The sequence below is a fragment of the Aeromonas sp. S41-2 genome (assembly GCF_027705845.1).
Classification (GTDB): Bacteria; Pseudomonadota; Gammaproteobacteria; order Enterobacterales; family Aeromonadaceae; genus Aeromonas; species Aeromonas hydrophila.
On sequence record NZ_JAPDCG010000008.1, the window covers coordinates 158,856 to 173,649 of the forward strand.

Sequence of the window (14,794 nt, forward strand, 5' to 3'; positions counted from 1 at the left end):
GCAGCCCTTTCCCCTAAATTACGCCCCGTTCCAGCGCAACGGCGCTGTGAGCAAAAATTTGGTGAGGTGTCCGAGTGGCTGAAGGAGCACGCCTGGAAAGTGTGTATACGGCAACGTATCGAGGGTTCGAATCCCTCCCTCACCGCCAAATATAACCCGTTGAATTTCAACGGGTTTTTTCATTTCTAGACTTACGTGATTTTTTTCCTGGATCAACTGGGTGGAACAATCATGTATCTGAGTAAAAATGCCTCCGGCACCTACTACACTCGTCTCCCGCTGCCTAAGTCATTACGTGACCGTGGCTTGCCCTTCGCTATCCGTACTTCCCTTTGCACCAAAGATAGGCAGCTCGCCGTAGACCGCAACCTAGCAGTGGCAGCTCGTACTCGTGCACTAATCGCGGCTACCCCTGCCGATACTACACCCCGCAGTTTCTATCGCTGGATCCGCGCCGATCTAGACGCTTTCAAAGCTGCGGGATTTGCTGCATCTCTTACGCCCTCCCAATCCATTGCTTCCCCCATCGAGTCCTCGACTTGCCCCGCCAAGGGGATTGCCCTTACCCAGGCGTTGACACAGTTTCTCGACGCCAAATCGAGTGAGGGGATCCAACATAAATCCGTGGGCCAGCTCCAACTTCGGATCAACGCCTTCGTCACCTGGGCCAAAGGGGTCAAAGCCGATCAGGTGACCCCAACCTTGGCGCAGGAGTACCGCAACATCTTGCTGCGCAAGAGCGACATCAGTTTCAAAACTAAGACCGATTATCTGGCAGCCCTGAAACAGTTCTTCCGTTGGTGCGTGGCACTGGACTATTGCAGTCGTAACCCTTTCGATGGGCTGACGGCAGGTAAAAGACCGAGCAAACGGGCGGATGAAGAGCGAGTGCGCTGGCATTGCCCTCAACTGGCCCAACTGTTTGCCAGCCTGCGCAGCAAACAATCCCAGAAAGGCAGAAAGTTGAAAATTCAGGACTGGTGGGTGCCCCTGCTGTGCCTATACGCAGGGTTGCGGCCTTCCGAGGCCTGCCAGCTCAAAACTCAGAACATCAAACAGGTTGAGGGGATTTGGTGTTTGATGGTCGATGCGGGAGAGGCGGATCAGCAGCTCAAAACCATCAATGCGTACCGTACCGTGCCACTGCACAGTGCGTTGATCGGACATCAATTCCTGGACTATGTGGAGAGTCGTCGCAGTCAAGGGAAGGTATTTTTGTTCGATGACCAACCATCAGGCAAAGACGACGACTGGGCGCATAACATCACCTGTCGCTTCCAACGCCACCTCAATGAGGCTGGCATCGTAGGTCAGGGCCGTCCCACGCTTTACGGGCTGCGGCATACCTTCATCGATGAGTTACAGCAGGCGGATGTCGCTGAGCATGTTGTAGCCGAACTTGCGGGACACAGTAAAAACGGCCTGACGTTTGGCCGCTATGGCAAACGTGTGAACATTAGGCTGCTGAATGAGAAAATCCAATCCCTTCCTACCGACCTGATACCCCACCACCTGCTGTCAGGGGGAAAATCACCGTAAAGATGACGCATATTTTTTGGGTAACAGGGCTGTCTCCCCCCCATGAAAAAACCAATATGAGAGCATTTCTCGGCGGTTTAATGGGGCGGGTATGGCCCTATCTTCATGATTTATAATGATTTTAAGCACATTGGAAAATATTTAAAAAACCTAATAAAAATATGTTGACATTTCTTTTTCTTTGTGGGTTATTTTCATTGACGAGTGGTCCTCAATCGTTGTAGTATGCTGATAAAGCTGCTAACAAGGACATAACAACGACAGTAAACACGAAGGATCGAAACGAAATGAATATGGCGTAGAACACACCGACACGTTTATCTCGTTCAAACAAGGGTTATCACCCCTTCAGATTTAAAAAATACCGCCAATATCACAGCTATCTTCGATACGCTGAACGGGTTGTTATTACCCAAATTCGGGTGAAGTGAATAACACATGGTATTTGCTTGATGCAATGTTGAGTAAAAATCTGACGGGAACATTTGATTATATCGATTAAATGACATCAGCTATCGCTAATGTATACTTGGCATTTGACAAATTAACAGGATTTTGAGGTGAAACTTATCTGTTTATAGCGTCACAGAGTAATTTATATCGCTGTTTTTAGGTGCACTATTACCCTCTCGGTATCGATGCGTGAGCATCACGTTTTGCTATTGCTGTTTTTGTAATTGAAGGAGTATTTATAACTGTAATGAGGGTAATTATGAACAAACAAACCAATAAAAGGACCGTTCAAAAACAAAAAACTAAACACAACACTGTGCGTTCAGTCATTGTTGATGAGCATTCACTGGCGTCAGCCATTCGTCAGCACCTGGAAATCAAAAAATACCAGTATGCGCAGACAACCTATGACATTTCGAAGCGTAAAGCAGAACAGTTGATAAAATGGATTGGTGATAAACCGCTGACGTCATATCGTGCGAGTGACATTGAACTGCTCGTAGTGAAATTTTGCAACAAAAAATATAAAGGAAATACCATTAACCAATATTTGGATATATTGAGACAAGTGTTTGCCCGAGCTGTCAGCGATGGTGTTATTCATACCAGTCCAATGGATGGCATTAAAAAATGCAAATTTGAGGTGGACGAACCCGATCCATTTTATCAATACGAAATTAAGGCATTTCTTGCCCTGAAAAGCACCCATTTGCTGGAGGTGTCACTCATCCAACTCGGTATCTCTACGGGTCTGCGCATCAGTGAGTTAATGGCGGTCAGTGCGGAGGCGGTCAATCTCGACAAGAAGACCTTATTGGTTGACCTTGCGTTGGTTGATGGGCAGTACAAAACGCCCAAAACCAGGGGATCTATTCGCACGATAGAGCTGTCAGAACAGGCTGTTGGATCTCTCAAAACCTTGATGAGGCTAGCGGAGCATCGTAAGGCTAAGAAGATTACGGTCACGAGGTCGGATAATCGCACTCAGATGAGTGAACAACGCACCCTGCTGGCTTACTACAACGCCAAAAGGCGCAGTTATGCCTCGGTTGATGAGTTCCGTGAGCGGTTTTTCAGGCCGTTCTGTCAGGCTGCTGGGGTGCGTTATCGGGGGCCATCTCAATTTCGGCACACCTATGCAAGCCAACTGCTCTCGGCGGGGATCAGCATCGAGTGGATAGCCCGTCAGATGGGGCACACCGGTACAGAAATGGTGGTACGCCATTATGGCAAGTGGTTGATGGAGGACGCCCCTGATTATAGGGGTAGGGCTGACACGGTATTTAATGCCTGTATGGCTGGTCAGCAGGCTCAAGTTACTGTGCCGAGCTGTAATCAAAAAACTGAAGATAAAAACACAGAAAGCGAATTCGATGTCGACGCATTACTGGCAACTCCTGCTGTCATGCAGAGATTGATGAGTGTTTTAATGCAGCGAATTTCTGTGGCGCAGTAAATCACTGTCTACATCACGCATTCAGCATTAATTTAAAACTAAATCGCACCTTTAATAAAGGGATCCACGTCGTGGGTGGGGAAATCCTGCCCACTATCTAAAGAAGGCGTTATTCAAGCGCTCTGGGAGATGACCGAATGGCTACACAGGCAACGGAAAAGGAATATGAAAGACTGGCAAAAAATCATTATGAAATCCTAAAGGAAAAGGGCCTTAATATCACAGCAAAAAACATTGCGGATGAATTGTTGGCTCGCGCTTCAAAATGCAGTCCTGGCTATTGGCGAAAACTGCGCTGTGCACTGGTATATCATCAACAATTGTTGAATTTTCCCGACGCGGCCGAGCGAATTCAGGCCCTGAGTAGGCCAGATATACCGGTTAAGGCAAAACAAAAAAGAGTTAAAAAGGTCGATAATGATGATCTCGTTGCACTGATTCAGTATTTTAAGGCGCGTAATGACAGCGCTATGTTGGCGGCCATATTGTTGTTTATGCGCGCGGGGATAAGACCTGCTGAACTAGCCACCATAACTGCGCAGGGTAATCGGCTCACCGTTATCGGAGCCAAAAAAAGCCATGATGGCAAACGTGGTGCAGATAGGGTCTTACAGTTTGACACGCTTTCGCCAGAGAAATTGCAACTCATGGTGACCGAGGCAAAGAAAGCAAAAATTGGCTCATTGCAGGACAAGCTGCGTGCGGCGGGCAAAAACCTCTGGCCGGCGCGAAAATCGCTGCCGACCTTTTACAGCTGGCGCCATCAGATGGGCTCTGAGCTCAAAGCGTCTGGGCTCGACCGGCAGCGCATTGCCTACATCATGGGTCATCAGGCAACGTCTTCTGTGGACAAATACGGCAATCGTAAATCCGCTAATGGTAACGTGTTACCCACTTGCCCAGCGGATGCTGACCTGAGCCATATCAGGACAACGCACGCCGAGCTTTCTGTGGATAACAAAACTCATCGCCAGGTAGCTACACCCACAACAGTGGCTGAGCCTTCGCCGAGCGCAGATTCAACTGCCCCAACAACGCCGAGAGGCATGGCGGCATTCATCAATCGGCATCGCGATGCCGATGACGACTTATCCCGATAAGGGAGCGGCTACAGGGGGACAGCCTTGCTGCTATCACTGCATGGCAAATCCCCCTGGGGCGCAACCGTAAGAACGCCTTCGTCGCAACCGTAAGAACGCAGAGCCAACACAGCGTAAGAACGCGGGGTAAAACATTCTTACGAACGTAAGAATGTGGGTGTGGTGAGAGTAGCGAACCCGGAACCCCCGTAGGTTGCGCAGCGACCGGAGTGGGGTGGAGAACCCATTTTTATGGAGGGTATGAAGCGATTAATATGGCATGACAAAGGAGCCGAATATAGGGGTCAAGGTGGAGTCTGACGAGGCACGAGGAGGAACTACCTTGATGCCTATATATCGGTGACGGTCATCCATATTGATGGCGAAATACCAGACATAAAAAATGTTTAGATGATTATTTGTTATTACACAAAACGCAGCCATAACATCGCTTGGTGCTGATCAATCGAGGGCGTTTACATCACAACCAGTATCTAACCAGCAGAATTTATGACAGCCGAAAAGGCACCATATTGTTTAACAACATAGAGGAAATAGATGAAAATTCTAAACGAAATTTTGGCAATCATTTCAGAACACCCGCGCACCGGATCTAGCAGGGTGCTGGCTGCTGCGTTGGCATCGGCATGTAACACTCAATACACAGTGTCATTGCTCGATGTGTCTGTGAGGCTCGATGAAAGTGGCAGGCGGCTGGTTGAGCGCCTTGCTCGGATCACTCTGGAAGCCGATTATTCGAACGATGCACAGGATCGGGCGCTCCAACGCCTTCGGGCGCTCGGGCTCATTTGCTGATCGAGGACAGACGACCAATGCCACCATTGTTGGTGGCATTTTTATACCTGATTATCCATGCCCTTCATACTGATAGCGCAATATCAGACATAAAAACACTGTATCTGCAACAACACGGGGTAGTTAATTATACATATACGCATGATTAGCTTATGCATATATGTAAACGATGAGACATATCAACATAGTACTAAGTCACCACAATAATATAGGTATGTTTATGAATAATGAAAAACATTATAATTTCAGTCCTGCTGCTGGATTAATTTCCAGCCAGCAACGCCCTAATTGGGTGGTGGATAATCTGATTGAAAAAGGCGAACAGTGGATTATTAATGGCTCGCCCAAAACGGGTAAATCGATGCTTGCAACGCAGTTGGGCTTGGCTGTAGCCAGCGGTAGTGTATTTTTAAATTGGGAAATTAAAAGGCCAGCGCTCGTATTGTATATGGATTTTGAGGTCAATGACAGATTGTTTTGGCAGCGGTACTACACCATGTCGGAACAGACCAACTTGGGAGATGCAAAAAACATTAAAACATTCTTGCGGTGCGGCGATTATAAATCGACTGATGTATTAGATCCTATGGCATCACAGGCAATAATAGATATTGTCAACGACATTCAACCGGATTTGATCATCTGGGATGTCCTCGCTCGGATGCATAATGCAGAGGAAAACAACAATGGCGAAATGGGTCAGGTGATGCGAGCCATTCGAAAAATCAGCGGCTCAGCTGCACATATCATCGTCCATCACGCGAGAAAGGTGTCTCCTAATGCAGGTGGGGTTAACGCTGGCGTAATGAGCATGCGAGGAGCTTCTTCGATTCATGGTGAGGCCGATGGCGTCATCTCACTGGGGACGCGAGAGGGGCAAGGGGCTCGCTACAGCCTGACGTTCAGTGCGAGGGCGGTTGAAACACCTGACGAAATACTCCTTAATCGTATTGGGCTGACATTAGTCAGTGCCATCGGGGAGGAGCGCGACAAGCTGATGGATGGGCTGCTGGAGGCGCTGGAAGGCCAAGCGGTGATTTCTGCCACCACATTGACCGAGAGGTTTTGCCAGTATTTCTCTGTAAAAGAACGGCAGGCAAAAAATTACATAAAAAAATGTGTCGATAATGGTTGGGTGACAAGGGTGGCGACATCTGAACGGACTGAATATGTATTAACAGATGGCATTGCTATCAAACATTTAGCAGATTAATCCACATCCGCCAATTAATTGGATGCAATGGTGCAATGAACTACATATATATAAGTATTGCATGTGATATATTGCACCCCCTTAACAATCCCCCGGCTCGATGAGGATAAATCTACTCTTATCCTCATCGGTTGACATCTCGAAAATAAGTAGGTATGAAAGCATCAAACATTCATTTTAAAAAGTCTAGCCTCCCCGTTTGTTTTCAAATCTAAAAGGAATTTTCTCATGAAAACAAAAAACGGTTTTTTTATTTTATTGGCTGGGATTGAACTTCATGCTGCCTCTTTTTCCGTGCGCTCTCCTCCTTATCGCCATTTGTAAAAAGGCATCTCATCGGAAAGCCGTCTTTACTTTCATAAATTCCACATAGAACTGCGTTCTATGTGAATATACGATCCAGAGTTTAGCAATGCAGGCCGGTCAATAAGAACTCATCTCAGTGTATTAACGGTCAACTCTGATCTCGTTAGGATAGACCCGTCGGCCAAGTTACTGGTGCGTTCAAGATACGAGATAATTGTTCTTATGAGCACCCCAGTTTTTCGGGGGGGGATTGCCGGTCAATAACTGTGCAACAAACACCCAGAATGAGCAAAAAAAAACCAAGAGCAAAATTTGTACAATTATTTTTTCAATAAATAATTCCTTTAAAATCAATGGCATGATCCAGTTTTCTGGCTTGACAGATCGCGATCTCTCGGTTTACCGTGGTGACATTCTTAGAAAACCAATGGCGACTCATGATGGATCAACTATGCGATAGGAGTTTGAAATGGCGGGAGACATTTAAAAATTTCAATATCTCTATTTATACTAATTTTTCGTGGGGCTCGTGATCGGGTTCTGCTCCAAGAGTATTCAAATAAGATGATTGTTATATCATCACCACAGCAACCGTTTGCCGATTTCCCCCACTGGACTAATCATGATAATTTTAACTAAAAAGCCTTTCATCGGCCCATTCATCTACCACCTAAACGGCTATATCACCGAGCCCGGATGTGAACTCCCATTTATCGATGAAAGATCCTATAACCAACCCATTTTGCTGGCTAAACATTTCAACCAACTGCGACGTGACAGCGTCAAAGCTGGTTTTAATGCTGGCAGTGGCAGCGCCGACGTTGGACACTGCCTGATCACCCAATTTATCTTACTGGGTCATCCCGATCTGCCGCATCTCGAGTTTATCCCACAGCCACCCCGGGAGCAGTGCTATACGCAACCAGAGGATGGGCATAGATGCCAGAGGCGACTAAGGGCTCGAACATACACCTATCAGGTCAGCGGCTATATCATCGACTCTAGCTATCCACAGCCATTCACTGAGCTGGTTCGATTGGATACCCCCCTGTTATCGGGCAAAAATTTTTTCCAGATGACCCAGCATCTGCGTAACCACCTGCTGGGTGCAATCCCAAGCCATCCTCATATGAACCCCAGCCTGTTAGTGACCGAGTTCAATTTGCTCCACGATCCGGTTTACGACCTCAGCGATGCGTTTCACTCCACTGTCGCACGGTGTTCGGATGGAATGCTGCGGGATAACGGGATTTGTGTCGCGAGCAGTTAGTCTAGGGAAGGTGCGAACAAGTGGATCGCATCGCACTTTCACCACGAGCTCTTTGTCCGCATTTGAAATGCCCATCACTCCAAAAACCTAACTTTTTGCCGCAAGTATTCGGCTATTAAGCGCCATTTAGCCTCATTTTCGAGGCTTATCTCGATTTTTGGGCACAGCTATTCCCCCCATGCCCGTATCATCTGGTCCACGCGAAACAGATTCACCAGCGTAAACAACATCGCCAGTTGGTTGTCGTTCTTGCGCAGCCCCGGCCACTTGAACCGCGCCTTCACAAAGCCAAACTGACGTTTGATGATCCGAAACGGGTGCTCCACTTTGGCGCGGATGCTGGATTTGAGCCTCTCAAAGGCAATCACAGCCTGGTTTTTTCGCGGATGCTTGTTGAGCTCCTTGAGCCTGCCTGGTCGCATCGCAATCGCAATCGCCCATTGGTGCCCTTACATCCGCCAGCTCTTCACGATTTTCCGCACCCCTGATATCGCTGCGTCAGCGAACACAAATGCCTCCTCGCCATGGAGCAGATTTCCCACTTGATTGAGGTCATGCTCATTGGCTGCCGTGGTCTCCAGACTGTGCGTCAGGCTACTCTTGGCATCGACACCGATATGAGCCTTCATGCCGAAGTACCATTGATTGCCTTTCTTCTTGGTCTGGTGCATCTCGCCGTCACGCTCGCCACGCTTGTTCTTGGTCGAGCAAGGGGCAGTGCATATTCCGGTCGAAAATGAACACCTATTCCGGTTTAAAATGAACGCTGATTCCCGGCGTTTTTCAAGGTAGTTGTCGTTTTTTATGCTGCCCGGCGTTCATTTTCCGGATTGAGCGCCACCGTACTTACTGGTGTCCAGTTCCTTGTTTTACCAGACCAGCGTTCAGGATGCTGGCATCGTGCGGCTTCATAGACTGCTTCCCGTTGTTTAAGCAGGGGCTTATCCAAACCCTGGTGCCTTTGTTCTGGTGTGACAAACTTAATCCCGCTATGACGATGTTGGGTGTTGTACCAGCGTATGAAGCTGTGTACCCATGCCCGTGCTTTGCTTATATCGCTAAAGCCATCGGCAGGCCATGCAGGGCAATATTTCAGTGTTCGGAACAGCGACTCCGAGTAGGGGTTATCATTGCTGACCCGGGGTCTACTGAATGACGAGCAGACACCCAGTTCATACATTTTGGCCAGCATTGTGAAGCTCTTCATCGGAGCCCCGTTATCTGAGTGTAAAATTAATCCGCTATTCCGGCAGTTTTCCATGATGACGGCCCGCTGTAACAAGGCTGCGGCATATTCACCGCGCTCAACCTCCCTCACTTCCGCTGCCACAATTTTACGGCTATATACATCCATGAGCATGTATAGATAATACCGCTCCCCTTTAACCTCTCCTGGCAAATGGGTTATGTCCCAAGACCAGACTTGGTTCGGACCATGTGCTGTATAGCTGGTCGGACGGCTATAAGTACCACGGGGTTTCCCACCGGCTCTGTGGTGCAATTGATCTTCTGCCTTCAGGAGCCGATAGAATGTTGCTTCCGACGCAAGGTATATGCCCCTGTCAGCAAGCATGGGGACGATCCTCGACGGAGGTAAAGACGCGTACTCAGCCTCAGAGCATACCTGTAGTACCCGTGTTCGCTCATGTTCTGTCAGCTTATTGGCTGGCACTGGCCGTCTGGCTAATGGTCTTCCATCTGGTTTTAGCCTGCCGTCACAGAACCATCGCTGAAAAGTCCTGTGTGTGATACCCGCAACTCGGCAGGCCTGCGCATAGCGAGCCCCGTGGTCTACAGCTTCCTCTATCAGTGCAATTATCCGTTGCCTCTCCGGGTAAGAGGTCAGTCGTCCTCTTCGTTGTCCCGGAGGGCTGATAACTTTTCCTGAAGCACCAGCAGTGCAGCCAATTCGGCTAGAGCCTTGTCTTTTCGACGTAGCTCTTTTTCAAGCGCTCGGATGCGGGCTTTCTCTGAACGAACAGCTCGCTGTTCATCAACCAATTGGCGATGCTTAGGCTGATTGGCCGCCAGGCAATTTTGCTTCCATGCCACAAGATGCTCAGGGTACAGACCATGTTTCCGACAATACTCAGCCAACTCATGTTCAGACAATGCGGCCGTTTCAAGCAGGATCGTAAAAATTTGCTCTGTAGAATGCTCCGAGTCGGGTTCGATTTTTCGGATGATCAGCCCCTCTAGTTCCAGTTGTTTTCGCCAGCCATGAACAGTTGCAATGCCAACACCAATATCATCAGCAACCTGTCTGAGGCTCCAGTTATAGGGTGGCATGAGGTGTCCTGACAAGATCGGACAGTCCCGGATCAAGCAGCCTGAGCAGTTCTCCAATACCTCTTGTTAAACTCCGCCGGGCTGACATTGCCAAGTCGTGAATGCCGACGCTGGCGGTTGTAAAAAATCTCTATGTATTCCTGAATCGCTGCCTTGGCCTCCGCTCTCGTCTCGAATCTATGGTGGTGAACCAGTTCATTTTTAAGAGACCCCCAGAAGCTTTCTATCGGGGCATTGTCGAAGCAGTTCCCCTTGCGTGACATGGAGGTCTGCATGCCAAATTGTACCTGGAGAGCCCGGTAAGCCTTGGCACAGTACTGACTGCCCCGGTCTGTGTGATGAATAAGCCCAACGGGTGGCCTCTTCTGCTGCACAGCCCGAAACAGCGCCTGACTGACCAACCCGGTGGTCATTCGCTCTCCCATCGCATAACCCACTATCTCACAGGTAAACACATCCTTGAGACCAGCCAGATAAAGCCAGCCTTCGTCGGTGGCAATATAGGTGATATCACCGGTCCAGACTTCGTTGGGCTTCGTCGGCGCAAAGACCTGACCAAGGAGATTCTCCGCCACGGGCAGGGAATGAGCAGAATGGGTTGTCGCCTTGAATTTGCGCTTTTGTTTGCAAGACAACCCCATTTCACGGCGCAATCGCCCAATCCGGTCCCGCCCAGCGTAAAATCCTTCGGCGGCCAACTCAGCTTGTAAACGCGATGCGCCATAGGTCTGGCGCGTCTTGCTGTGAGCAGCCCGAATGGCGACCTTGAGTCGTTCATCTTCTTGTTGGCGCTGTGACGGTGGACGCTGGCGCCAGTGGTAGAAGCCCGCACGAGAGACCTCCAGCACACGACAGATAACGGAAATGGGATAGATGTCCTGTTGGTTGGCTATCCACGCGTACTTGGCAGTGACTCCTGAGCAAAGTACGCGGCGGCCTTTTTTATGATGTCGCGCTCCATGTTGGCTTGTGCGAGAGCTTTGCGTAGCCGGGCCACTTCAGCCTCCAGCTCGGCGACAGAACGCGCTCCGGGAATGGCCGATGTATCCTTTCCTCCTTTGGCTGCGACCACCCAGTTGCTCAGTGTGCCTTTGGCAATACCCAACCTTCTGGCGGCTTCAGCTTGGCCAAGGCCTTGCTCCAACACCAGTCGAACCGCCTCTGCCCGAAACTCTGGTGAATAGTGTTCTCTCGATTTCATTCAATACCCCCGATTGTCTCATCGTAACAATCGGGACTGTCTGTGAAAATCAGGATACCTCATTCCTAAACGGGGTCACCAAGGTGCCACCACTCACGGGTCCGCAGCTTCCCCTGGGTCAGGTTTTTTGACGGGGACTCAGCCTCCAAAAAGCAGACGACCACTGTTCGGTGAGGTCAGTGTAGTGGACGTGTTTCTAATTCCATGGGCCACGGAGTGCCGGGGAGGCGGTTTTTTAGAATGTCCTTTTCGCGCTCGAGCCGGTTGATGCGGGCTTCCAGCTCCTGGATTTTCTGCTGCTCCGGGGTCAGCGCTTTGCCGATAGGGGTGGTGCCGGTTCGTTCGGATTGAAGCTGCTGAACCCATCGGCGAAGTATGGTTTCACCGACATCCAGTGAACGGCTGGCTTCGGGGACAGAGTATCCCTGGTCGAGCACCAGGGATGCGGCTTCGAGTTTGAATTCAGCAGTAAATGAGCGACGTAATCTTGTCATTGAACACCTCAAGTCATGGTGGCGACTGTACCACCTAAAACGGTGTCCGGGATGATTAGACCACTACAGGAGTCAGCTACGAAGGAATGAGCACGCCCGAGCGTGAAGCCAAGATCCAAGCTCGCAAGGAAGAAGAAGAAATCAGGAAAGAGTTTCGGAGAGTTGCTGTTGTTGCTGTTGTTGCTGTTTATGGTAGCGTTTAATTTTAAGCTTTGGGAAATCAACAAGAAGGCATAGCGAATGATCCCCTCTGGCAAACCAAGCCGACTGTCGCCGAGGCTAATCCCTCTTGTGGTTTTTTTGATCGGCCTGTGCTCCACCGTAGTGCTTTACCAACTCATCGTCGAGTCCGTCTATCAACGACAACAGGTCTACTTCGACTTCCGCGCCCGGGAGGCTGCTGAGCGCATCGAGAACCGCATGGCCACCTACCAGCAGGTCCTGCGGGGCACGGCCGGGTTCTTTGATGTGCATGATGATGTCGGACGTGAAGATTTCCGAAGGTATTCCGATCGCCAGGCTCTGGACCAGTACCTGCCTGGCATCCAAGGCGTGGGCTTCGCCAGGGCCATCCGGCCTGCCGATCTGCAAACCCACATCGATCAGGTCCGCGCCGAAGGCTTTCCCTCTTACACGGTGCAACCAGCAGGCCAACGAGACCTGTATTCCTCGATCGTGTATCTGGAGCCGTTTTCGGGACGCAACCTGCGTGCCTTCGGCTTCGACATGTATTCAGAACCCGTGCGGCGCGAGGCCATGCAGCGCTCGGTAGATACGGGTGCCATCGCGCTTTCGGGGCGTGTGCGTCTCCAGCAGGAAACGGGGGTTCAGGAGCAGTCGGGGTTCCTGATCTACCAGGCGATCTACGCTACTGACCAGCCAGCGGCAACCGTAGCAGAGCGCCGGGAACAACTGCGCGGCTGGGTCTATGCACCGTTTCGCATGACAGACTTCCTGCATGGTCTCCTCGGAGAGCAGGAGCGTGACCTGATCATCGACATCTTCGACGGCGAAGAGATGGTTGAAGCGACACGAACTCACTTTGGCAGTTCAGGGCGTACCGATATCCGTCCAGGGTTTGAATCGGTGCATCGGCTGCGCATGATGGGACAAACCTGGACCGTTCGCGTGCATGGCAGCACGAGCCTTCTGCAACGGGTGGACAGAGGGCTACCGATCGTGATCGCGGTAACCGGTGTCTTGCTCAGTGCCATGCTGGCTGGGCTGATGTTTTTGCTGGTGTCGGGTCGGTCCCGGGCAGAAGCGGCGGCCCGCGCGATGACAGAAGACCTGTCTCTGGAGAGGTCTCGATTGAGCGCCATTCTTGAAGGCACCCGGGTCGGCACCTGGGAGTGGAATGTCCAGAGCGGTGAAACCGTCTTCAATGAGGAATGGGCGAGGATCGTTGGATACAAGCTCCAAGAGCTTGAGCCGATCTCCATCGTCACCTGGGTAAAGCTCACGCATCCGGAAGATCTGCAAAAGTCAGAACAGCTGCTCAAGCAGCACTTGGCGGGGGAGTTACCGTTCTACGAGTGTGAGGCCAGAATGCGCCACAAGGATGGGCACTGGATCTGGGTGCTGGACCGCGGGAAGGTGGGGAAATGGGATCGGGATGGCAAGCCTCTCATCATGTACGGTACCCATCAGGACATCAGCCGGTCCAGACAGGAGCTGGATACCTATCACCATCGAGCGCATCATGACGTATTGACCGATCTACCCAACCGGGTCTTACTCGGTGACCGCATACAGCAGGCGCTTGCATTGGCAGAGCGCGAGAACACGCATCTGGCTGTGCTGTTCATGGATCTGGATGGGTTCAAGTCGGTCAACGACACCCATGGCCACGAAGCGGGGGATGTAGTGCTAAAGACCGTGGCCCGCCGTCTCCTGTGTTGCATCCGTGCCTCCGACACGCTCGCCAGGGTGGGAGGCGATGAGTACGTGGCCTTGCTGCAACACGTCAGCGACGAACAGGAGGCGCTCAAAAAGGCCAGCCTGTTCATCTCGGAGGTCCGCCGACCAATCCCCTTGCCTGCGGGTGGCGAAGCACGAATTTCCATTAGTGTCGGTATCGCGCTCTACCCTCAGCATGGAACGACCATCGAGGTGCTCAGCGAGCATGCCGATCAGGCGATGTATCAGGTCAAGAAAGGCTCCAAGAATGGAGCCTTGGTGCATCAGGATAGCGGCTCGGTGTAGCTCTGCGTTCCCGTAGCGTTTAAACGCACCCTGATCGACAACTCCAGATCTTGTGTTGCCGGCGACAGCGTCCACGCATGAAGTTGGTCCATCACGACCGATCAGGCATTGACCGCCGATTGCTTCGAGCAACTGGCCCCACAGATGACCGCCAAGGGCTGGAAAGGGAAGCCGCAGAATTCGGGAAGAATCGTACGCTAAGCCGACTTGGCTTAAGTGCGTTTCCTGTTCCACTGCTCCCTATTCGGGATTTGGGGAGCAATGGAACCAAAACCCAACGTAGGCCCGCCGCGAACGTCCAGTTGAAGTACGCCCTAACTAGGCGTCAGGCCGGAACCTTGGGCCGCGTCAGGATAGGGCCGATTCCAGCATTTTCTGACGCCTCGCCGGCAACCTCTAAATAACTGATCCCAATAGTGCTACACCTTCGCTGTGCCATAGCCATTCCCCGGGAAAGGAGACACGGTATCCAT

The 14,794-nt window shown here is 50.8% G+C and carries 9 protein-coding genes, 1 tRNA gene and 2 pseudogenes; 8 read left to right on the top strand and 4 right to left on the bottom strand.

The annotated features are described in order from the left end of the window. The first annotated feature begins 60 nt into the window (after positions 1–60). From OKC44_RS17750 to OKC44_RS17780, 7 genes are all read left to right on the top strand, one after another. Positions 61–148 (top strand) — tRNA-Ser (locus OKC44_RS17750). 83 nt (positions 149–231) lie between these two features. Next, on the top strand, positions 232–1,539 hold the full coding sequence (locus OKC44_RS17755; protein ID WP_270814387.1) for a tyrosine-type recombinase/integrase: 1,308 nt from the start codon (positions 232–234) through the stop codon (positions 1,537–1,539). A 712-nt stretch (positions 1,540–2,251) separates the two neighbouring features. Beyond that, positions 2,252–3,448 (top strand): tyrosine-type recombinase/integrase, encoded by a 1,197-nt coding sequence (locus OKC44_RS17760; protein ID WP_270814389.1) that lies wholly within the window; start codon positions 2,252–2,254, stop codon positions 3,446–3,448. A gap of 137 nt (positions 3,449–3,585) precedes the next feature. Continuing rightward, entirely contained in the window at positions 3,586–4,548 is a 963-nt protein-coding gene (locus OKC44_RS17765; protein ID WP_042057300.1) for a site-specific integrase, read from the top strand. A gap of 537 nt (positions 4,549–5,085) precedes the next feature. After that, the gene (locus tag OKC44_RS17770) at positions 5,086–5,343 is read left to right on the top strand and encodes a hypothetical protein (protein ID WP_016351021.1); all 258 of its coding nucleotides are present in this window, start codon (positions 5,086–5,088) and stop codon (positions 5,341–5,343) included. 220 nt (positions 5,344–5,563) lie between these two features. Then, positions 5,564–6,556, top strand: coding sequence for an AAA family ATPase (locus OKC44_RS17775; RefSeq protein ID WP_270814392.1), 993 nt, complete (start codon positions 5,564–5,566; stop codon positions 6,554–6,556). A 928-nt stretch (positions 6,557–7,484) separates the two neighbouring features. Further along, positions 7,485–8,132 carry a hypothetical protein gene (locus OKC44_RS17780; protein WP_139444232.1) on the top strand — a complete coding sequence of 216 codons (648 nt, stop codon included), beginning with the start codon at positions 7,485–7,487 and terminating at the stop codon, positions 8,130–8,132. Positions 8,133–8,299: 167 nt separating this feature from the next. On the opposite strand, the pseudogene OKC44_RS17785 reads toward OKC44_RS17780, so the two are convergent. The 4 genes and pseudogenes from OKC44_RS17785 to OKC44_RS17800 form a co-directional block, all read right to left on the bottom strand. Continuing rightward, positions 8,300–8,857: pseudogene (locus OKC44_RS17785) on the bottom strand (IS5 family transposase); the annotation flags it as partial. A gap of 77 nt (positions 8,858–8,934) precedes the next feature. Continuing rightward, positions 8,935–10,421 (bottom strand): IS3-like element ISAs9 family transposase gene (locus OKC44_RS17790; RefSeq protein WP_270814395.1). Its coding sequence is split into 2 segments (ribosomal slippage): positions 8,935–10,010 and positions 10,010–10,421, totalling 1,488 coding nucleotides; the frame shifts between segments, so codons are not numbered across the junction. Positions 10,422–10,453: 32 nt separating this feature from the next. Continuing rightward, positions 10,454–11,622 (bottom strand): IS3-like element ISAeme20 family transposase gene (locus OKC44_RS17795; protein ID WP_085943968.1). Its coding sequence is split into 2 segments (ribosomal slippage): positions 10,454–11,367 and positions 11,367–11,622, totalling 1,170 coding nucleotides; the frame shifts between segments, so codons are not numbered across the junction. Positions 11,623–11,855: 233 nt separating this feature from the next. Further along, positions 11,856–12,116 (bottom strand): annotated as a pseudogene (locus OKC44_RS17800) (transposase); the annotation flags it as partial. A 240-nt stretch (positions 12,117–12,356) separates the two neighbouring features. Between OKC44_RS17800 and OKC44_RS17805 the strand changes: the two are divergent. Beyond that, positions 12,357–14,321 (top strand): CHASE domain-containing protein, encoded by a 1,965-nt coding sequence (locus OKC44_RS17805; RefSeq protein ID WP_201950592.1) that lies wholly within the window; start codon positions 12,357–12,359, stop codon positions 14,319–14,321. Positions 14,322–14,794: the final 473 nt, after the last annotated feature.

What these genes read in the sequence shown, in the direction of transcription:
- OKC44_RS17760 (WP_270814389.1), top strand. Translation starts at nt 2,252, where the DNA reads ATGAACAAACAAACCAATAAAAGGACCGTTCAAAAACAAAAAACTAAA.
- OKC44_RS17755 (WP_270814387.1), top strand. Translation starts at nt 232, where the DNA reads ATGTATCTGAGTAAAAATGCCTCCGGCACCTACTACACTCGTCTCCCG.
- OKC44_RS17765 (WP_042057300.1), top strand. Translation starts at nt 3,586, where the DNA reads ATGGCTACACAGGCAACGGAAAAGGAATATGAAAGACTGGCAAAAAAT.
- OKC44_RS17770 (WP_016351021.1), top strand. Translation starts at nt 5,086, where the DNA reads ATGAAAATTCTAAACGAAATTTTGGCAATCATTTCAGAACACCCGCGC.
- OKC44_RS17805 (WP_201950592.1), top strand. Translation starts at nt 12,357, where the DNA reads ATGATCCCCTCTGGCAAACCAAGCCGACTGTCGCCGAGGCTAATCCCT.
- OKC44_RS17780 (WP_139444232.1), top strand. Translation starts at nt 7,485, where the DNA reads ATGATAATTTTAACTAAAAAGCCTTTCATCGGCCCATTCATCTACCAC.
- OKC44_RS17775 (WP_270814392.1), top strand. Translation starts at nt 5,564, where the DNA reads ATGAATAATGAAAAACATTATAATTTCAGTCCTGCTGCTGGATTAATT.